Below are 19,350 nucleotides of genomic sequence, written 5' to 3'. Positions count from 1 at the left end.
ATGAAAAAAACTTCGCGCCGGGGCCACGGCACCATGAACGAGCTGAACATCACGCCGCTGCTCGACCTCGTGTTCGTGCTGCTCGTGATCTTCATCATCACCACGCCGCAGATGGTCAACAGCCTCGAGATGGCCCTGCCCTCCGGCAAGCCGCCACCGCCGCCCGATCCCAATGCGCCCAAACCGAAAATCAATCGCATCGTCGTGGACAACCACGGGCAAGTCTTCCTCAACGGCGAAGCCATCGCCGATGCCGCCCTCAAGCCCAAACTCGAAAGCCTCAAAGCCTCCGATCCCGACCCCAAAGTCGTCGTGAAAGGTTCCGACGACGTGGAATATCAAGGCATGATCAAAGTCTTGGACGCCTTGCAGCAATTGGACATCACGAAGGTTGGCTTGGCGACGGAGTAAAATTCCCGGCTGTTTGCTCCGAAAGCGCTTTGATGTGGTTGAGGACGCGCAGGTGGATGTGATGGATCAACATATCCGACCAGATTTGCCAATAAGGAGTAGGCGAGATGCGGTCCGTGTACCACGTGGTTCCTTCCAACCGAGTTTTCCCGCCGGGCAATGCGATCAACCGTAACTCCCCTTCATGTGATTCCAGATAGCCATGCAGATGCGGTGCGTCCAAGTGGCCATAGGGCGAAAGCTCTTCCAATGGCTCAGGTTGATCGGCAACGGAAAAACGGAGCCGATGCGGTTGATCCCAAACTTCAATCGGCTCCAAGAATTCGCCTGTCGTAAAGATACAATGCCGAATCGCGCCGACGCCCTGCCCGTCAATTCGCGCCTGCGTCGGATAAGCTACGCCGCTGTGGAGAACCCAATCGCGTTGCGGTGGAATCGGTGAAAACGAAATCACATTGGGCCAGACTTTTTCCGGCGGCGCATTGATCACGACCGAACTCGTTACAAAAAGCATCGGCAGTTTATCACCCGCGCGCTGCTCCATGCCCATCGTAAATGGCACAGCCAAAAGAATCAGCAACGTGACCGCCGGGTGGGCACCTTTGTGCCGGATTCCGACGATCATAAAGCCCAAAAGTCCTCCAAAAATCGCGAGCACAACGGCGATCGGCGCCGCCATCACAATACAAATCACGCCTTCGACGGCGATAAATAACAAACCGATTGCGCAAAACAAAATCGGCAGTACCGAAACCGCCAGACAACTGTTCAAACTTCTATGCTGTCGTCCGGCATAAAGCAAAACGGAAACCAGTCCCATCGTAAAAGGCAACGCGACGAATAATCCCCAGCCGTAACTGCCCAGACCCTCTGTCGAAAGAAACACCAGCGCTACCCCAATCAATCCCACCACCACCGTGCTAAAAACCGCGCTGCCAACCGCGCTCACCGGCAGCCATCGCCTGGAAACCGGTTCTTCCAGTAGAACCGAAACCGACTCTTTCGCTGGCATCACACATAAAAGCGCGAAGAAGCTGAGGTTGATGATCGGAACGAAAAAAAACAGAAACAGTGGCAACGGCAATCCCGCCGAGCGCAGCCGGCAAACAGTCAGCACTGTTCCTAAAAATAAAAACGGCAGGGCTGTCACCAGCAAAACCAAATAAAAGCCCTGGTCATCCGGCGGAATGGACCCAATATTTGCGAAGTCGGACGGCTTGAAATAATTCCAAATATACCAGCTTCGGCCGAATAGAGTTTTTGCGATCAACCGATCCAGGTTGTATTTAACCGCCATCAATATGACCCCCCACCAAAAATAACTCATCCGGTCCAGCGGACTCTTCCAAATCCTGCCGATCAATGTTTCCGGCACATTTCGCTTCGAGAACAGTCTCATATTCATAATATAATTATCATATTTTCAATAACTATTGAAAATATGTCTATTCACAATTCCACAATATTTCCATTCCAATGAGGTTCACTTTGCGCTCTTTAAAAACATCTTCAGCATCAGCGGCATGATCGCGCTTTGCTCGGAGCGGGAAACCCGGTCCAAAACTGCATCCGCCTGGCTGAGAAATCCAATCAGGGCTTTTACCTGCCGATTAAATGCAACGGCTTTGTCGGTTCGCAGCAAGCCGGTTTGTTCATCGCAAGTTTGCAGGGCGCGAAGCGCGGGCTCGATCTCGCGGCGTTTGCGCTCGCGAGCGATGATGCAAAACATTCGCCACACGTCCTTTTCTGCCTCGTAATATTCCTTGCGTTCGCCCTTTCGGATGATATTGCGGACGAGCCCCCAGCCCACGAGTTCGCGCAAATTTTGATGGGCGTTGCCACGGCTTATTTCTAATTCGGCCATGACTTCGTCCGTGGTTAAGGCGTCCTCGCTTGTCATGAGCAGCGCGTGGACCTGTGCCATGGTCCGGTTGATGCCCCACGCTCCGCCCATCGCGCCCCATTGCGAAATGAATTCATCCCGCGCCGCATTTAACCGGTCAACCGCTTCCACCTTATCATTCATATTTTCAATAAATACTGAAAATACAATAATGTCAAATTAATATATTAGGAAACGCCCACCATTTTCACCGGTGATTTTTTCAAATGTGCGCGATAGTGGAAGGGGAAGCGGCAGCCGGATACGCCTGGAGATAATCTGCCCGGCTTTGCGCGGGCGGAACCTTGCATAAATTCCGCCCGCGCAATTATGAGACGTTTAACGAATTATTTTATTTCCGTCACGCGGGTCGCTTTCCAATCGCGCGATTGGGCTTCTCCATTACGAGTATATTCGATCTTGCCGGTGAGTTGATCTCCCGCGACTTTTCCCGAGTATTTGTTCGTGTTCGAGTTGCCGTTGAATTCGCGAACCACCGCGAAAGAAATAGTGTCGCCGGTGACAGTGCCGTCGGTGATGGAAGTCTCGTTGACCTGGCCACCGCGTCCGGGCGCGGACAGTTTGCCCGTCAATTTGGAATCCTCGATTTTTAACACCAGTGTATTGGTGCGGTCGGCTCCGCCATTGCGGCCGGGAGTTGACCAGGTCCATGAACCTGCGGGTGAATTGCCTTCGGCATGGGCGGTCACAGCCAGCAACAACAGCGCTGCGGCGACGTATTTGATAATGGAGGTTGAGGTTTTAATCATATGTTTATTTTATTTTGGGTGAACGGTTTCAAGCCAACTTTGTGTTGAATTTGATTTGGCGGCAAGAATTATTGCTTTGCCGGAAGTAACCTCAAAAGATGGGGTGGCCAACGGGATTCGAACCCGCAACAACAAGCTCCACAAGCTTGGACTCTACCATTGAGCTATGGCCACCAACCGATGGGAAGTCATCCTACTTTTCCTCCGCCTGCCAGTCAAGCGCGCCTTCCGGCAAGCCCTTGCTGAAATTTGAAACTGAAACTTTTCCCTAATTCAAAAGCCGATACCAATTATCCCGCTGCTTTGGCTCATATCCCAGGTCTTTGATTAACCGCTGCATATCCGCGACGCCCATGCGGAACGTAGTTCCCGCCTGGCTCACCACGTTCTCCTCGATCATGATGCTACCCAGATCATTCGCACCATACTTAAGCGCGACTTGTCCGATCTCCTGACCTTGCGTAACCCATGAACTTTGGATGTTCGGCACGTTGTCCAAATAGATTCGGCTCACCGCCTGCGTCCGCAAATACTCGTGCGCGCCCACCGTCGGCGCGCGCAATTTCGTGTTTTCCGCTTGGAACGTCCACGAAATGAATGCCGTGAAACCTTTGCTCTTGTCCTGCTGCGCCCGCACGCGCTCGAAATGTTCGATGCGTTCCTCCACTGTTTCCACGTGGCCAAACATCATCGTCGCCGTCGAAGCCAATCCCAGCTTGTGCGCCACGTCCATCACGCTCATCCAATCATCGCTCATCGCTTTGAGCGGGGAGATGCGCTGACGCACGCGATCCACCAAAATCTCGCCACCGCCACCGGGAATGGAACCAAGCCCGGCCTTCACGAATTGCGAAATAATTTCCTCAAGCGGCAACTGGAACACTTCGCGAAAATGGACGAACTCGCTTGGGCTGAAACCATGAATATTGATCTGCGGAAATTTTTCTTTGATGTGCGAGAGCAGGTCGAGATACCACTGCATCGTCAATTTCGGATGATGCCCGCCCTGCATCAAAATCTGCGTGCCGCCCAGCGCAATCGTCTCCTCGATTTTTTTGTCCATCTCGGCGTGCGTGATGACATAGGCATCATCATCGCCCGTCACGCGATAGAACGCGCAAAATTTGCAATAGACATTGCAGACATTCGTATAATTAACATTGCGGTCCACAATGTAAGTCACGATGTCATTGCCGCGGCCGCTGTAGGCATCCCGCTTAATCAACTGCCGGCGGCGATCCGCCAGCGCGCCCAATTCCTCCAGTGGCAAATGATAAAGCCGCAAGGCTTCGGCGGCATTAATGCGCTGGCCGTCCCAGACCTTCTGAAGCAATTCATCAAGCGACGCGTCGTAAATCACGCAAGCACAGTAATTGAAATCAACACGAGAAACAAGCGTTGCAAAGGAACCTTTTTTAACCGCGGTTAAACCAAATTCAAATTCTTCAACACCTGCGTCGTCGAAAGTGCCTTGTTCAGCGTGTACATGTGCATGCCGGGGACGCCCGCGGCCAGTAATTCCGCGCATTGCTTCGTCGCGTAATCAATGCCGAAGTGCATCGCGGCTTCGTCATTGTCCGCGAATTTTTCCAGGCCGGAGACCATCGCCTTCGGTAGTTTGGCGCCGCACAAGGCAGTAATGCGTTTCGTCTGCGTGGCGCTCAAGACGGGCAGGATGCCCGGAAAGATCGGCACGGTGACTCCGAGTTTCGTTAGATGATCGCGGAACTCAAAAAAATCCGCGTTGTCGAAAAATAATTGCGTCACCACAAAATCCGCGCCGCAATCAATTTTATTTTTCAACCGCCCCCAATCCACGACCTTGCCTTCCGTGCAGGCGATATGCCCCTCGGGAAAACCGGCCGTCCCGATGGAAAATCCGCCCAGTTCTTTTAAGTAACTCACCAGCTCATAGGAAAATTCAAAGCCACCTTCGGTTTTTGTAAACACGCCATTGCCGCCCGGCGGATCACCGCGCAAGGCCAAAATATTTTTCACTCCAAGCTTGCGGGCTTCGCTAACGACACTGCCGATTTCTTCTTTGGTCGCATTGACGCACGTCAAGTGCATGACGGTCGTGAGATTATGCTCGCGCTGGATGCGGTCCACGATCATCAAGGTTTTATCTCGCGTGCCGCCGCCCGCGCCGTAGGTGACGGAGCAAAAGTCTGGCTTCAAAGGCATCAATGCCGGAAGGGTTTTTTCAAGCAGCGTGCGATCGCCTTCGTCAGTTTTTGGCGGAAAAAATTCAAAGGAGATGACGGGTTTGCCGGCGGCTTGCCGTGCCTTTAAAATATCGCGAACAAATTGCATTGGCTCAACTATGCACTAATTACGGCGAAAGAAAAGGTGCGAATACGCGGTTGCAAATCAATAGCCCACCAGCGGAGCGGCGCGGACGGTGTCGGCGCCGAGTCCGAATTTCGGAACGGACTTGAGCGAGAAACTGAAGGCGACGGTGTAGTCTTTGCCGTTGGATAAATTATTCAGCGCGCGGAACGTCAATGCCGCCGTCCAACTCCGCATGTCGCGATAGATCGTGTAATCCTGTTCCTGCAATGTGCCGGTGGTGGCATCAAAATAATGCGCGAGCCGCGTGCCCCAATTTTCGTTGAGCTTGTAGAAGAAAACACTCGTATAGAGATTATCACCCGCGCCGAAGATGGTGCCGCTGCGCAAATAAAGATGGCCGACACTCCAGTTCCAAGTGCTGTTCGGCTGCAAGGTAATGTTGTGTTGCGACAAATTGAACTGGCCATTTTCAATGCTGTAACGGGTATAGGAATTGAAGGTCAGCCACTTCTTGGGTTTGACACTCAGGTCGGAATAAATATCCGAGAAAGTTGTTTCATCACTGCGCGGTCGCAAATTCCAATCGGTGTAAACACCCCAGTTCACGAGGTCATCAAGTTCGCCATTGCGCTTGGTCTGGATACGATTATTTAGACCGTAACGAATGGTGTTCTCGCTGTTGATCGAATCAATCGAGTTGTAATCGGGATAATCAATGGGCAACAGGCGCAGGCTGTTGGTCGGTTGATAATCGAATTGGGGCAGTTGCGAGGGCAGCGTGCTCGGCTGCGGAACGTAAACCCAATCCATCGAGGGCTGAAAAATGTGGCGTATGCCATCCACGTCAAAAAATTCATTGCGGATGCCCGGCCACACGCGTGACATAGTGAACGACGCTTCGGCTCCGGTATTCAAGACCGTGCGCGAATGGTTGGTGGTGTCCGCACCAACGCCTGAAGTCGAATCGTAGTAAGTGAAACGCGCGCCGGCTTTCGGTGTGATGGTCAGCCAGCCAAAGAAAGTTTCAGGGATGCTGAGTTGATGAAATGTATCCGCGCGTGAACCGGAAAAATCCCCTGAGCCCGGTATTCCGGCGATGAGAGTGTTTGTATCGGCAAACAATCGGCGAAAATATCCGACGGAACTTTGGCTCTCGTAATACACCGGTGTATTGCCGAGTTGTTGCTTGAAGCCGGTCAGGCGTACGTCGGGGAGACGTTCGACAGTTTCCCAATACGGATTGAGGCGCGGTTGTACCAGCGCATCAAGACTCCAGTTGTTCCAGAATTGATTCGCGTCGAAGAACGTGTTGGGTTGAATGTCCTTCTGATATTGCGATTCAAAAAAATCGCGCACCACGAAGGCGTCGCGCTGATACGCGACCTGCGACATGATATTCAGGTTCGTCGCGGGATTCGCGTGATAAGAGAAATAAACGCGGTCGCGGTCCTTGGGAATGGGCGTGCCGATGTCGGGATCGGTCCCCGGTTTGTGGTCGCGAATGTAATAATATTTGAAAGAACCCTGGCCCCATTTGCCAAAATCATAATCGAAGTCGGGCCCCAGGCCCACGCCGCGCGTCACGCGATAATCCAAATGCACCGCTGCACGAAACGCCTCGTTGAAAACCATGTTATAGGTGGACAACAGATAGGGCCCGTACGAACTGCGATAGCCGGGCAGGAAAGTGAAAAAGTTTTGGTCGGGCTGGAGGCTCTTGCGATAATACGGAAAATAAAATACGGGCACAGAACCAATGTAGAGCGTGGCATCGTGCGCCTCGACATATTCGCCGGGGACGATGGTGAAATGTTGCGCGCGGACTTTTTGCAAAGGCTCGTAATAATCATCGGTGGTGACAAGGACATTCGTGCCCTGATAAACGCCGTTGGTGGCAGAGCCACCGGATGCGCCATGAAGACCTTCGCCCGCGACGTAGAAAGGCGCTTTGCCGAGGCGGAATTTATCGCCCTCCATTTCCTTCGTCTCGTAATTGTAATGCAGCTTTTCGCCCGCCCAGGTCTCGTTGTCCTTTTGCAGATGCACGCCGCCCTCGGCAAAAATATCTCCGCTGCGTTGATTGATAGAGGCGCGGTCGGCGGTGAGAACGGTGAGGCCGGTGGCGTCCGTGTATTTCACCAGCACGCCATTGGTGATGGTCAACAGGCCATTGGTCTCGGAAAAGGTCGCTTCGGTGCGCGCCTGAATGTCGAGCGTGGGAGGCGGCGTGTCGGCGGCACTGGCGAATCTGGTTCCTGCGAACAAGCAGGCACAAAAAAAGGCCAGTGGCGCGCGGAAGTATCTCATCAGGTGCGCACAGCTAAACAAACTGCGCCGCAACTGCCAAGCTGGATTTACGATTGAAGAAAAAATGGCGCGCGCAGAACTAATCACGCCTCCGTTTAACGATTCGGCCTTTTCATCCGCACGAGGTAGAGGCCTCCGGCAGTGGTGGCGCTTGAACTATCCACTGCCACATACGTCCAACCCTGCATTTGGAGATTATGCATCTGATATTGAACATCGCTGAAGGTTTTTGCCGAGATGGGGAATGTGCGATATTGCCAGTCTGCTTGTTGAGCGGCGCCCGCCGGGTTTGAATCTGGCTTTGAAGCGCAACCTGCCGCACAGAATAAAATGGAAAACAAAAACAGCGTAAAAATATTTTTCATTGGGTTGATTTGGCGCGATGGTGGCAAATAAAAAAGGCGAGGTCAATGACCCCGCCTTTGCGAATAAATTTTTGGAAAATTAATTGTTCCCCGCGGCGGCTTCCGCCACCACGTTGATGCGTTTGCTTTCCTTGTCGAACTGCACTTTGCCGTCCACGAGGGCGAACAAAGTCCAATCGCGACCAGTGCCGACATTGCTGCCGGCATAAAATTTCGTGCCGCGCTGGCGCACGAGGATGCTGCCCGCGGTGACAAACTCACCGCCATACCGCTTCACGCCGAGCCGTTTGCTCGCGCTGTCGCGTCCGTTGCGGACGCTGCCTTGACCTTTTTTATGTGCCATAACTTCTTCTGCTTCCCTTATGCTTTGATCTCTGTGATTTTGATGACCGTCAATTCCTGGCGGTGGCCGACCGTACGGTGATAGCCCTTGCGGCGTTTCATCTTGAACGCGATTTTCTTTTCGCCGCGTTTATGTGCAATCACGTCGGCGACGATGCTGGCGTTGGCGACAGTGGGCGAACCCAGCGTCAGCTTGCCGTCATTACTCACCAACAGGACTCGGTCGAAAGTGTGTGGCTTCCCGGATTCAACTTCCAGGCGCTCGATTTCCAGCGTATCGCCCGCGGCGACACGGTATTGTTTGCTACCAGTTTCTAATACAGCGTACATAGTTTCCCCTCAAAGGGACGGATAAATAAGCAAAATCGGGAAGCGATGTCAACTTCTCATTTTTGCTATGTTCTCAACAGCACCTAACATACCCAACTTTGCACTTGCCGCCAGTTCTTTTCCGCCACACACTTTTGGCGGTGATAAAACGCTTGTTGGCAATCGTTTTTGGTCTGGGGCTGGCAGCCTATCCGGGCTTTGCCCAATACGGTCTTTTTCAGCCCATTCCACAACTCGCATTGTCCGACGTGCAAAAGGTTATCGCACAAGGAGTTGCCCGCGCAAAAGTCATCTCTCCCGATAGTGTTATCGCCGTGGTGGATCGGGAGGGTTTCGTCTGTGGCGTCTGGTCGGTTAATGGGACCACCCCGTCGCAAGCTGTTCTCGCGATTGCGATTGGGAAGGCCGGGACTGCCTCCTTTCTCAGTAGTGATCAACATGCCTTTACCTCTCGCACTGCGGGTTTCATTGTTCAACAAAATTTTCCGCCCAACGTCCAAAATTCCGGCCCTGGCCCACTCGTTGGCGTCAATTTCTCCAACCTGCAATTCTCCGACATCAATCGCATCAAAGGTCCCGGCAGTATCGTCACCAATGTCGCCAGTCCTGCGACTTCTAATTATGTCGTAAGCGTTCCACAACCGGTGACTGGCGGCCTCGCTGGCGCACCCGGCGGCGTTCCCCTTTACGTCAGCAATTATCTCGTCGGCGGCGTGGGTGTTTCTCACATGGATGACGCCACCGCCATCCAAAACGTGCAAACGCCAACCATTGATGAAGACGTGGCTCTGGCCGCCGAGACTGATTATTCGCCCGACCCGATTTATTTTGGCTCCAACGATACCATCAATGGCTTCCGCCTGGCCTATGTCAGCAGCACCACGAGCCTTGGCGCCGTCACGCCGTTTGCCAGTTTACCTGATCAGCATGTGGCTCCGTACGCAGTGATGGCCTCGCCGCCGCTTTTCCCGTACCCGACCAATACTTTTGGAGGCCAGATGTGCGAAATCCGCCAGCCAATTCGCGATGATCCGCTCGTGGGCAACATCAATGGAGCAGCGCGCCTTACATCTAATGAAGTCGTCGGCATCCTTTCGCTCGCCGCCGATCGTGCCCGCACCACCCGCGCGGGCATCCGCCTTCCTCGCGGCCAGGCGGCGCAAGTCTTCATCACCGTGGTCAATAATCCGAACATAGACGGCGGCACTCCAGTCGTGCTCGGCACGATTCGCACCAAAGGCGCGACCATGTTCAGTTGGGATGTTGCGGTTCAGAAGGCCCGCACTGCCGTATTTTTCTCCAGCACCAATTACGCTTTCTCGGCACGTGCCGTCGGCTTCCTCGCCGAGGAATTTTTCCCGCCCGGCCTCAATGGCACTGAACCGGGAATTTTCTGGGGCATGCAAGAGCACTTTTCGCTTTTCCCGGCTGGCGCGATGAATCCGCTCAATGGCGTCGTGCTCAGTTCCGCTTTGGCAACACCTGATCCCAATCTGCCAAACGGCATCACGATTTTCCCCGGCGGTTTTCCGCTGTATCGCAACGGCCAGTTGATCGGTGCCATCGGCGTGTCAGGCGATGGCGTGGATCAGGACGATATTATTACTGCTTCCGGCACCGCAAATTTTCTCGCGCCCGTCAACATCCGTTCCGACCACTTTTTCTACAGTGACGCCCGTCTGCCCTACGCCAAGTTCCCGCGCAACCCGGCGTTGTGATTTGTGCAAAGACTGGGTTGTATCTCGCACTGAAGAGCGCACAAGCTCGCCGCAAATAAGATGCCCACCAACTTTGCTACTTCTGCTCCGCCAACCTTATCATACCGCTCGTCGCATGGTCGCCGGGCATGGCCTTGACCTGGACTTGCGTTCCATTGGAGGGCGCATGGTAACTGTGGCAAGTCGAGCAACCATTCGCCACGCCACCTTTGGGACTGTGGCATTCCACGCATGTTGCTTTGGATGGCAGCAACACATCAGAAGTTTGCGTGCTGTGCAAAACTTCGTGGCATTTCATACATTCGACCGTTAGATGCTTTGAGTGATCGAAGCTGCCGCGCACCATCCAGCGATCCATGATCACGGGCTTGGTGACGATCGGCGCGCCATCGCCATTCGGTTTCACTTCGTGACAGTAAGTGCAGGCGGGAAACTGCGCGCGCTGTTGTTTGGAATCGCCGAAGAAAACTTTTTGCTCGAGGTCTTCGCCGCTGATTTCGTCGTCGCGGATTTGCTTCATCTGTTGTTGGACGAAATCATCAAGGTCGGCCTTCGCGACGATGCCCCTTTTATGAAGGCCATATTCTGCGTATTGCACCGGCAAGCTGCGGAGGAAATCGCGCACGAACGCTGAGTCGCCGTGGGGCACTGCAAGGTCGGGGTTGTGCGTGTCAAATTGCAGCGAGTGACATTGGCGGCAATTTTGCTCGAACGTGATGGATTGCCGGTAATGCCCAGCCGAGTCAAGTTTATGGCAATCCACGCACTCCAATTTATGGCCGTTCACCAGCGGAATCGTGGGCGAGGTCAGATGCTTTTGGTGATTGAACTTGAGCGAGTCGGGATCCTGCAACCTGTCCGCGATGATTTGGAATTCCGGATGGTCGGTTGCGAAGGAATGAATGACTTTGGTGTAACCTTCCTTCGGACGCGGGGCGTGAAAAACATTGCGCCCGTTGTCAGGGCGGAAATTAAACAGAGCCGGCGATAGAGTAGCTCCTTTCGCGGCGGATGCTTCCATGATGCTCGCGTTGCCGTGGCAGATTTCGCAGTTGCTGTCCGCCGGCGCTTTCATCAGCCCCGAGCCCATGTGCTCGCGATGGCACGCGGAGCAGGAATGGTCCTGCACCACGTTCGGCTCGTGAAAAGTGTGGCCGGTATGGCAGCGCTCGCAATTCTCATCTATCGAAGTCATGTCCGACACGGTCATGAGCGCGAGCGTGTGGCGATGCAATGGGCCTGGATTGGATTCGAGTGCGGTGACTACCCATCCGGCGGATTTCGCGCGCGCGCTAACGTGGCAGGCGGCGCAACTGGAATCAGTCGCGGCTTCGCCAGAATGCATCCACGCGAAGGCTTCTGAAAACCCTGAACCGGAATGTTGCGACGAAATTTTTCCTGGGCTAATAAAGTTCCAGCGTTTTTCGCCACCCATGGCGACGAGCAGCAGCGCGACCGTCAACATCGTTATGAAACTCGTGACCACCTTGCGGCGGTTGCGCAGACTGCGGATTGGCTGGCAACGGGTGATGGGGCGTCCGCAACTGCCATTGGGCAGCGGGCCATTTTCGCAAGGGCCGCCGTATTCAGGCGGGCGCGTGCATTTGTAACGGCCCTTGGCGTCGCCCGGCTTGACTTCGAGCACCGGCGCGCATTCAGAAACGGCACGGCAATTACCGTGGCAATCCGGGCCGATGCGGCAGCTCTGGCCTTCGGCCGCCTTGCCACAAATCCACTGCTGCGTGGGCCGCACATAATGGCTGGAATCGGGATCAGGCGAAGGCAACTGGTCTTTCACCGGGCTCCTCCCGAGAAAGCATAGACCAACACAATGTGCATGATCGAAAACAGCATCAGGCTATACGTCAGTGGGATGTGAACGAACAGCCAGCCGCGCAATAGCGTTTGCAACGATTGATGATAATCCAGGCCATCCTTCTGCCGGACGAGCGTTGAGATTTTGTTGAGCGTCTCCTGTTCCTGCGCGTTGAGATAACGGCTCAGGTCGGTGATGCGATTTTGCAACACATTGAGCGGACGCCGGACTTCAAAGATGTGCAGCGACAAATTTCGCGGGCCGTCAAAGAAGTCGTCCAGATAACGCGTATAAAAATCCGCGATGGTCGTCGAGTGCATCGCCGGCATGGATTTCAAGGCCAGCATCTCGGCCTGCTCCTGCAACATCGCGCGAATAACCGGGATGCGCTCATATAAAACTTCGCCGCCGCGCGTGGTCAGACGTTTGGGAATCATGCGCGTGACGATCAAGCCCGCAATGCCACTCAACGTCACCAGCACATACAGTGTGAACAACACGATCTCGAACCAGCCGGTGGGCCAGCGAAACCGGATGTGCAGCACAAACAACACTGCTGTAAAAAATCCGGCGTAGATGTGGAATTGCAGCCAGCCTTCGGAAGTGCCAAGCGGAAGAAACGGCAGTTTTTTGCGGCCATTATAAAGCGTGAGGATCACCATCACGGCGAAGAGCAGCGCGCCGGTAAAGTAGCTCAAGCGCGGAAATACCGGGCCGTATTTGAAGTAAGCCGCAATGCAGGCCGCAGAAAAAATCAGAAGCAAAACAATTCCCCGCCACCGTTGTTTCGAAAATGAATTCATCGTTTCAACCACTTGGCGAACGCATCCAGTTCGTTAAGGTTTACGCGTTTGAGCGCACCGTGCGGGCACGCCCGTTCGCACGCCGGACCAGTCATTTGTTCGACGCACAAATCGCATTTGGTCGCCTTGCTGATCGGCTTCATGTCCTGGTCCACCATGAATTCGCCGGAGGTATCGCGGATCTCCACCATGCGGATGGCGTCGTAGGGACAATTATTGTAACAGGCGCGACAACCAATGCAGGTGATCGGGTTGATCACGACTTGGCCGCCGAAGGCATCGCGGTGGATCGCGCCGGTCGGACAGCCGATCATGCAAACCGGGTCCACACAATGCATGCACGCATTGGCGACCATAATATTTCCATTTGACGGGCCGTGGCGGAGAAAACGCGGATTGTTATCATGCGCCGTCGAACACGCACGCACGCAATCGTCACAACGCGTACAGCGATCCAGGTCAATCACCATGGAAGCCGTGCCGTTGAAGAAACGATTCTCGGTCAAAAATTCCAAGGTGTCCGCGCCGATTTTGGCGGCTGCATCCACCGGCTCGGGAGCGACTATTTCGCGATCCACGCGCTCGACCACCGGGTCCGGCATGAGACGCTTTGGCAAGGTCGGCAGGACAATGGATTCCATGACCGCCGTCGGCACGATCAGCACGTGGGTGTAGCCGATGACACGCAGGGAATGTTGCAGGGCGACGGGCGCTTTGGGATTTTGCCAGTTGTGTGCGATTTCCTCGAAACCATAGGCCTGGCCCGCGCCGAGGTAATTCAAGGTGCGGTTGCCATTGCCAAATTTCTGGCTGAGCCGCCCGAAGCCCGCGCGAATAATGACCACGCCATTGGGATAATCGCCTTCCGCCGCAATCACCGCTTCCGGTTTCTGGCTGCCGCTTCCGGATTGCGCGAGGCGCTTGTATTCACCCGACCAGTCATATTCGCCGTAAGTGCCGAACTCGGTTTGAGCCATCACCTGCTGCAATTCACTGTCGGTCAACTGGCGGAAAAATGGGATCTCGCGCAAGGCCGCGGCTAGGGCGCGCTTCCTATAGATGGCATCTATGTGTTCGTGCAGGCCGTTGTCATAGCGCATCAGATCGCGCAAACCCTGCCAGCGGATTTCGAGCAATTCGGTCTCGTCGGTGTCCGCAAAAACAGTCGCCGTGCGCGGCATGCGGCTCAGCGCGGCGATTTCACCAAAAAATTCTCCCGGTTCGAGGATGGCCGTTTTGTTTTCATCGAGGATGCGCGGCACGTCTTGGAGAAAAACTTTCACTTCATCGTTTTGCCCCTTGCGCGCGGCGACACGGCTGTCCTGCTTGAGTTGCGAAGGTCGGAAACTTTCCGGTTCCTTGCGCGACGTAAAAATCTGCGCCAGCACTCTAAAGATCCCTTTGCGCGTCGGTTCACGGCGGCCCAGCACCGAGGCCGGCAGATTGCCGAGCACTACGCGCACCTTGCCGGACATGATCATGAACGCCGACGTGCCGTAATCGCCTTCACGCACCACGATTTCGTCCTTGTCAAAACGGCGGATGCGAACGTCGTGTTGAAGAATATCCGAGAGGGCGAGGCGCTTGGGAAAATTTTCCGCTTTCATGTCCCGGAAAGGCGCCAACTGAAGCAGGCGCGCCACCATTTCCGGCGTCATTTCGGAATCAAAAGCGTTGTCCCAGCGTTGCGGCCGGTCCAGCACTAAAGCGGTTACGGAAGCCATATATTAAATCCCAGCCAATTCAAAATCAGGCGTCCAGGACCAGCGGTCCCTTCGGCTTGCAGATGCACGTCAGACACGAACCTGTTTCGGGCTTTTCCCCTGCTTCACTTACATACTCCACGTCGCCGGATTTAATGGCGACGAGGCAACTCCCACAGCTTCCCGCGCGGCAACCGGAATCAATGCGCACTCCCTGTTCCAAAGCGAAATCCAAAAGCGATCCGCCTCCGGGCGACCATTCACAGGTCTTGCCAGTCTTGCTGAAAGTAACGGCGATGCCGGCGGCGGGCGCACCCGTAACCGCGGCGGGAGCGGGAGCGGCTTTTTTCTTCACCGTCGCGGGACCGAACGCTTCAAAGTTCACGTTCTTGTCCGGCACGCCCCACGCTTCGAGACCTTCGGAAATAGACTTCATGAACGCGCCGTTGCCGCAAAGGAAATAATCGAAATTATTGGAAGGCAAAACTTCCTTGAACAATTCCACCGAGACGCGGCCTTCATGCTGATAATCCACGCCGGCTTTGTCGCGCGCCGTATCCGGGCGGCTGTAGCAGACATGCATGTGGACATTCTCATACTCCTTAGCCAGCCGGAGCATTTCCTCTTTATGGATGTGCTCGTCGTGGTTGCGCGCGCCGAAGAAAAAATAAATTTCGCGCCGTGCTCCCGCCGCGTTGATCGCATGCGCCATACTCAACATCGGCGTGACACCCACGCCGCCGCTCACGAGCACGACCGGAGTTTCCTTTGCCATGTCGAGAAAGAAATTTCCCGCCGGCGCCTTGACGTCGAGGATGTCGCCCTCTTTTACCACGTCCACGAAATAACTCGAGGCCACGCCGGGCTTAAGTTCGGGTTTGTCTGGCGGCGCTGGTTCTTTTTTTATCGTAACGCGATAGTAATCGCCCCGATGCGGACTATCTGAAAGCGAGTAACAACGCACCACCGGCTTGGGCACGCCGGGAATATTTAATTGAAAGGTAATATACTGGCCGGGCTTGTAGGCGGGCAGCGGTTTGCCGTCGTGCGGCTTGAGATAAAAAGAGCAGACGCCTTTGCACTCAGTGAATTTTTTTTCAACGCGAAATTTTCTAAAACCGTTCCAGAGCGCTTTATTTGCCTCGACTTCACGGCACTGCAATGCGGCGGCCTTGACCTGCAACTGAAGCCGCTCGCGGGAAAGACGGTGATGCTCCTGCTGATAATAAACTCGTTTGAGTGTGCCCCACAGAATCAAACATCCTTGCGCAAAAAGCATCCCCAGGAAAATGTACCCTATAACCAGAAGCGGATTACCCTCTAAGATTTTTTGCATTCGTTGGAATATTGGTTACATTCTTTGATTGCATTTTTGTCTTGGCTTGTTTATTAACAAACCCAGCGTGCGGAGTAAACGATTTAGTTTAAGACTTTTTCTAAGCCTAAACTGGGGACGCAATCATACCAGCACAGTCTGGCTTGCCAGTTTATTCCTGACCCTTTTCACGGCGCGCACCACTTCACTCTACGCGCAGAACACCGATACGGATGCTTCTGCCGCGAGTGCCTTTCTCGGTGAGTCTTCATGCGCTTCTTCCGGCTGCCACGGGGGTGCGGGTGAAAAACACGATCAAACCATTCGCTGGAAAAAATTGGATGTGCATACGCGCTCCTTCGCCACGCTCACCGGCGCGCGTTCCGCCCGCATAGCGGACAATTTAAAAATCAGCGATCCCACGGTGAGTTCACGCTGTACGGTTTGCCACGAACCTTTTCAAACGATTGCCAATACCGACGCGCTCGTGAAGGCGCTCGATCCTGCTTCCGGTGTTTCGTGCGAAAATTGTCACGGCCCCGCGCAAAAATGGCTGCTCGGTCACACGCGTCCTGATTGGACCCACGCTGATCGCGTTCACGCCGGCATGCGCGACCTCGACAATATTTATACACGTGCGAATAGTTGCGTGGCCTGCCATCAAAATGTGGATGGTGATATTCTTAAAGCTGGCCATCCCGAATTGATTTTTGAACTCGACGGCCAATCGGTCACCGAGCCCAAGCATTGGCGAGAGAAGCCTAATTGGTCGGGACCGCAAACCTGGCTGGTCGGCCAGGCTGTTGGGCTGCGCGAAATGAGCTGGCAATTATCCCGCGAAACTGTGGCCGGTGAACATGCCGAGGCGCGGACTTCGGCCGTGCTCTGGTTGCTCGAGTCCGCTGCGAAAGGCAACGACGCGCTGCCATCCGCTTCCATCTCTGGCGATGTCACTCCCAATAACGCCGCCGCCGCACAAAAGTGGGCGGATGATTTCGCGAAGCAGGCTGCGGCCAGTTCCTGGTCTGCCGCCGATGCGCGCAAATGCCTCGAAGCTCTAGCGGCGACGGGCGCGAGTTTCCGCGAACCCAATGTCAAGCATTCCACCGTGGCCCGCCGCGCGGAGCGACTCGTTCTTGCGCTTGACCGCCTCATTGCCGGTCTCGGAGATCCCGATACCAGCAAGCGTCTCGACGCGCCGCTCAATCAGTTGTTCAAGGACGCGCAATCCATTCCCGATTTCAAGCCGCAGGTTTTCGCCGGTCATCTCGACGACTTCCAACAAACGCTCGTCGGCAAATAATTTCTGTTTCGTCCACCTCAGTTTTCCTTTGAAGAAACTTTCCCCGTGCTGCGTCTGAGTTACTGGCTAACTCAAGTTAGGCAATTTGGCTTTGTATCCAGTTCACGGCGACTTCCAGCGTGGATGGATTTCCGGCAATGATGAAATCAGGATCGAAAATAGACCGTAAAGTTTTGCGGACGATGCGCGCGTTCACATTGATCGAGTTGCTCGTCGTGATCGCCATCATCGCGATTCTCGCCGCGTTGCTATTGCCCGCGTTATCGGAGGCCAAACAACACGCGCGGACGATTCAATGCGCTTCAAACCTGCATCAAATCAGCATCTCAATGCAGCTTTACTCGGATGATTTCAACGGTCGCTATCCCGAATCGGGAAAATTGATCGCATGGAACCAGGTTGATACCGACACGCTCCAAACAAGCTGGATGCAGCAGTTGATTCCGTATCTGCAAAACACCAACGCGTATCATTGTCCGTCCGATATCCACTCTTCCTATAGTTATTTCAATGGCGTCCGGGCGGCTTACATCGCGGCCAATGAAAATTTTGCGTCGGTGGACACGCGGCAGATTCTTTATGTGTCGGCGTATGTGTTATCGGGTGACACCGTGGATTTTACTCCGGACGATGCCGACAAGGACGACTACTCGCAGAATTGCGTGGGTGGCGATCAAAACGGCACGCCCTCAACCGCGTGGCAAACTCATAATGGCGGTCAAAACATTCTTTTCGATGATGGCCACGCGAAGTGGTACAAAGGATATGTGACGAATGAAATGACGTTCCGCTACGACTCGATGCACGGGTGGCAGTAAAAATAATTTCGGCGAGCACGAACAGTGCAAATTAGATTGTCCCGATCTTGATACTAGTCACGGCTCGCGAGTACGCCCGCCCTCCCATTTTTAGAGTTTCTCGTCCTCAGAAGGCTTCTCGCCTTCTTTCTCTTTTTCCTTTTCCTCTTCGGTTGGCTCTTCGTCCTCGTCAATGACGATGGCCTCAAATGTTCTCCCGCTGCTTTTCAGGATACGCAGCAACTGTGGCGAAACGAATTTCCCAAAGCGCTTTTTTTTGTCCGTCTGTTTGACCAGCCGGAAATGCCCAAGCGCGTCCGCCTCGATGGTTCCTTCTCGCGTCATTTTTGCCAGGATCGGCAACGCCCAGCCGGGTTCTTTCTCACAGCGTTTGCGTCCGCCGACCTTGCGCGAGATTTCCTTGGCGGTGACGAATGTAGGCCCATAGCCGCGCAGAAATTCGATGATGGCTTTTTCTTCAGCGTTCATTTGATTTGGCGAACATAATCGGAGGCGTTAGGCAACATCAATTATCCGTCCCCACAAGTTTATCGCCGTCCATTTGGTAGATGCCCACGAGATAACCATTCTCGCGCAGCGCGCCGACGTGCAGCGTGCCGAGCATGCTCACGGGCTGGTCCATGATCGGCTTCACGCCCGCGCCCACGGTTTTGACGCTGACCCACTCGTTGATTTTCGGCGTCGTGCCGAAGCAGCACATAGACTGGTCTTTCATGATCAAAAATTCTGTCACCACACCATCGGACACTTTCAACGGCAACATGAAACCTTTGATGGAAATTTTTTTATCGCTCAAATTTTTGATCGTATCGGGAATTTGCTGGTTCGCCTTGTCAGCGGTGGCGTCTTGATTGGTGTAAGGGGTGTCGTCAGTTTCAAAATGATAAGACGCCAATTTATCGAAGCCTACGGGAATGTAATCGGAATTTTCGGCAAGCAACATCGGCTCAGGATTTTTTGTGATTGGTGCGGAAATGGAAGCGGCGAGAATAGGAACGGCAATGGCGACCGTGGTGGAGGAATTTTTCACGGGCGTGATCGGTTCGCCGTGAATCTCTGCGGGTGGCGTTTTGTTCGATGCCGATGGCGAGGGACCACAACCGGCAAACAACGCCACGGCGAGCCCCCAAAAAAAGGCCGCCTCGAATAGACATGTCATTCGCCGCAACATAAAA

Annotated in this window: 19 protein-coding genes and 1 tRNA gene; 4 read left to right on the top strand and 16 right to left on the bottom strand. The window is 54.2% G+C overall.

The window, feature by feature from the left end; genetic code table 11:
* Positions 1 to 411 carry a biopolymer transporter ExbD gene (locus VH413_09850; GenBank protein ID HEX3798991.1) on the top strand — a complete coding sequence of 137 codons (411 nt, stop codon included), beginning with the start codon at positions 1 to 3 and terminating at the stop codon, positions 409 to 411.
* On the opposite strand, the gene VH413_09845 is transcribed toward VH413_09850, so the two are convergent.
* From VH413_09845 to rplU, 10 genes are all read right to left on the bottom strand, one after another.
* Positions 383 to 1,816, bottom strand: coding sequence for a hypothetical protein (locus VH413_09845; protein ID HEX3798990.1), 1,434 nt, complete (start codon positions 1,814 to 1,816; stop codon positions 383 to 385). The genes VH413_09850 and VH413_09845 overlap by 29 nt on opposite strands.
* A gap of 78 nt (positions 1,817 to 1,894) precedes the next feature.
* A complete protein-coding gene (locus VH413_09840; protein HEX3798989.1) occupies positions 1,895 to 2,437 on the bottom strand; it encodes a transcriptional regulator in 543 nt (180 codons plus the stop codon).
* A 203-nt stretch (positions 2,438 to 2,640) separates the two neighbouring features.
* Entirely contained in the window at positions 2,641 to 3,063 is a 423-nt protein-coding gene (locus VH413_09835; protein HEX3798988.1) for a hypothetical protein, read from the bottom strand.
* 99 nt (positions 3,064 to 3,162) lie between these two features.
* Positions 3,163 to 3,237, bottom strand: a tRNA-His gene (locus VH413_09830).
* Between the two features lie 94 nt (positions 3,238 to 3,331).
* Positions 3,332 to 4,423, bottom strand: a complete 1,092-nt coding sequence (mqnC, locus tag VH413_09825) for a cyclic dehypoxanthinyl futalosine synthase (GenBank protein HEX3798987.1) — start codon at positions 4,421 to 4,423, stop codon at positions 3,332 to 3,334.
* Positions 4,424 to 4,488: 65 nt separating this feature from the next.
* Entirely contained in the window at positions 4,489 to 5,376 is an 888-nt protein-coding gene (gene metF / locus VH413_09820) for a methylenetetrahydrofolate reductase [NAD(P)H] (protein ID HEX3798986.1), read from the bottom strand.
* Between the two features lie 57 nt (positions 5,377 to 5,433).
* Positions 5,434 to 7,620: an LPS assembly protein LptD gene (lptD, locus tag VH413_09815; GenBank protein HEX3798985.1), complete on the bottom strand. Its 2,187-nt coding sequence runs from the start codon at positions 7,618 to 7,620 to the stop codon at positions 5,434 to 5,436.
* A gap of 137 nt (positions 7,621 to 7,757) precedes the next feature.
* Positions 7,758 to 8,027: a hypothetical protein gene (locus VH413_09810; protein ID HEX3798984.1), complete on the bottom strand. Its 270-nt coding sequence runs from the start codon at positions 8,025 to 8,027 to the stop codon at positions 7,758 to 7,760.
* 79 nt (positions 8,028 to 8,106) lie between these two features.
* A complete protein-coding gene (gene rpmA / locus VH413_09805) occupies positions 8,107 to 8,370 on the bottom strand; it encodes a 50S ribosomal protein L27 (GenBank protein HEX3798983.1) in 264 nt (87 codons plus the stop codon).
* Positions 8,371 to 8,387: 17 nt separating this feature from the next.
* Positions 8,388 to 8,699 (bottom strand): 50S ribosomal protein L21, encoded by a 312-nt coding sequence (rplU, locus tag VH413_09800; protein HEX3798982.1) that lies wholly within the window; start codon positions 8,697 to 8,699, stop codon positions 8,388 to 8,390.
* A gap of 140 nt (positions 8,700 to 8,839) precedes the next feature.
* On the opposite strand from rplU, the gene VH413_09795 reads away from it, so the two are divergent.
* Positions 8,840 to 10,417, top strand: coding sequence for a heme-binding protein (locus VH413_09795; protein ID HEX3798981.1), 1,578 nt, complete (start codon positions 8,840 to 8,842; stop codon positions 10,415 to 10,417).
* 76 nt (positions 10,418 to 10,493) lie between these two features.
* Here VH413_09795 and VH413_09790 read toward each other — a convergent pair whose 3' ends face one another.
* From VH413_09790 to VH413_09775, 4 genes are read right to left on the bottom strand one after another with little or no spacing between them, the layout of a single operon-like run.
* Complete coding sequence (locus VH413_09790) at positions 10,494 to 12,215, bottom strand: hypothetical protein (protein HEX3798980.1); 1,722 nt, start codon at positions 12,213 to 12,215, stop codon at positions 10,494 to 10,496.
* Positions 12,212 to 12,997: a hypothetical protein gene (locus VH413_09785; protein ID HEX3798979.1), complete on the bottom strand. Its 786-nt coding sequence runs from the start codon at positions 12,995 to 12,997 to the stop codon at positions 12,212 to 12,214. The genes VH413_09790 and VH413_09785 overlap by 4 nt, the downstream gene beginning before the upstream one ends.
* Positions 12,998 to 13,032: 35 nt before the next feature.
* Entirely contained in the window at positions 13,033 to 14,760 is a 1,728-nt protein-coding gene (locus tag VH413_09780) for a cyclic nucleotide-binding domain-containing protein (GenBank protein ID HEX3798978.1), read from the bottom strand.
* 25 nt (positions 14,761 to 14,785) lie between these two features.
* Complete coding sequence (locus VH413_09775; GenBank protein HEX3798977.1) at positions 14,786 to 16,018, bottom strand: 2Fe-2S iron-sulfur cluster-binding protein; 1,233 nt, start codon at positions 16,016 to 16,018, stop codon at positions 14,786 to 14,788.
* Positions 16,019 to 16,142: 124 nt separating this feature from the next.
* Between VH413_09775 and VH413_09770 the strand changes: the two genes are divergently transcribed.
* Positions 16,143 to 17,357 (top strand): multiheme c-type cytochrome, encoded by a 1,215-nt coding sequence (locus VH413_09770; GenBank protein HEX3798976.1) that lies wholly within the window; start codon positions 16,143 to 16,145, stop codon positions 17,355 to 17,357.
* Positions 17,358 to 17,494: 137 nt separating this feature from the next.
* A complete protein-coding gene (locus VH413_09765; GenBank protein HEX3798975.1) occupies positions 17,495 to 18,175 on the top strand; it encodes a DUF1559 domain-containing protein in 681 nt (226 codons plus the stop codon).
* A 90-nt stretch (positions 18,176 to 18,265) separates the two neighbouring features.
* On the opposite strand, the gene VH413_09760 is transcribed toward VH413_09765, so the two are convergent.
* Positions 18,266 to 18,643 carry a hypothetical protein gene (locus VH413_09760; protein HEX3798974.1) on the bottom strand — a complete coding sequence of 126 codons (378 nt, stop codon included), beginning with the start codon at positions 18,641 to 18,643 and terminating at the stop codon, positions 18,266 to 18,268.
* Between the two features lie 37 nt (positions 18,644 to 18,680).
* On the bottom strand, positions 18,681 to 19,334 hold the full coding sequence (locus VH413_09755) for a DUF3299 domain-containing protein (GenBank protein HEX3798973.1): 654 nt from the start codon (positions 19,332 to 19,334) through the stop codon (positions 18,681 to 18,683).
* Between the last annotated feature and the right edge of the window lie 16 nt (positions 19,335 to 19,350).

It is taken from the genome of Verrucomicrobiia bacterium (assembly GCA_036268055.1).
GTDB lineage: Bacteria > Verrucomicrobiota > Verrucomicrobiia > Limisphaerales > Pedosphaeraceae > DATAUW01.
Note: the sequence above shows the minus strand (reverse complement) of the source record. Positions and strands in the feature narration are given on the sequence as shown.

Coding starts and splice junctions, on each gene's coding strand:
- VH413_09850 (HEX3798991.1), top strand. CDS start 1: ATGAAAAAAACTTCGCGCCGGGGCCACGGCACCATGAACGAGCTGAAC.
- VH413_09845 (HEX3798990.1), bottom strand. CDS start 1,816: ATGAATATGAGACTGTTCTCGAAGCGAAATGTGCCGGAAACATTGATC.
- VH413_09840 (HEX3798989.1), bottom strand. CDS start 2,437: ATGAATGATAAGGTGGAAGCGGTTGACCGGTTAAATGCGGCGCGGGAT.
- VH413_09835 (HEX3798988.1), bottom strand. CDS start 3,063: ATGATTAAAACCTCAACCTCCATTATCAAATACGTCGCCGCAGCGCTG.
- metF (HEX3798986.1), bottom strand. CDS start 5,376: ATGCAATTTGTTCGCGATATTTTAAAGGCACGGCAAGCCGCCGGCAAA.
- VH413_09810 (HEX3798984.1), bottom strand. CDS start 8,027: ATGAAAAATATTTTTACGCTGTTTTTGTTTTCCATTTTATTCTGTGCG.
- rpmA (HEX3798983.1), bottom strand. CDS start 8,370: ATGGCACATAAAAAAGGTCAAGGCAGCGTCCGCAACGGACGCGACAGC.
- rplU (HEX3798982.1), bottom strand. CDS start 8,699: ATGTACGCTGTATTAGAAACTGGTAGCAAACAATACCGTGTCGCCGCG.
- VH413_09780 (HEX3798978.1), bottom strand. CDS start 14,760: ATGGCTTCCGTAACCGCTTTAGTGCTGGACCGGCCGCAACGCTGGGAC.
- VH413_09775 (HEX3798977.1), bottom strand. CDS start 16,018: ATGCTTTTTGCGCAAGGATGTTTGATTCTGTGGGGCACACTCAAACGA.
- VH413_09765 (HEX3798975.1), top strand. CDS start 17,495: ATGATGAAATCAGGATCGAAAATAGACCGTAAAGTTTTGCGGACGATG.
- VH413_09760 (HEX3798974.1), bottom strand. CDS start 18,643: ATGAACGCTGAAGAAAAAGCCATCATCGAATTTCTGCGCGGCTATGGG.
- VH413_09755 (HEX3798973.1), bottom strand. CDS start 19,334: ATGACATGTCTATTCGAGGCGGCCTTTTTTTGGGGGCTCGCCGTGGCG.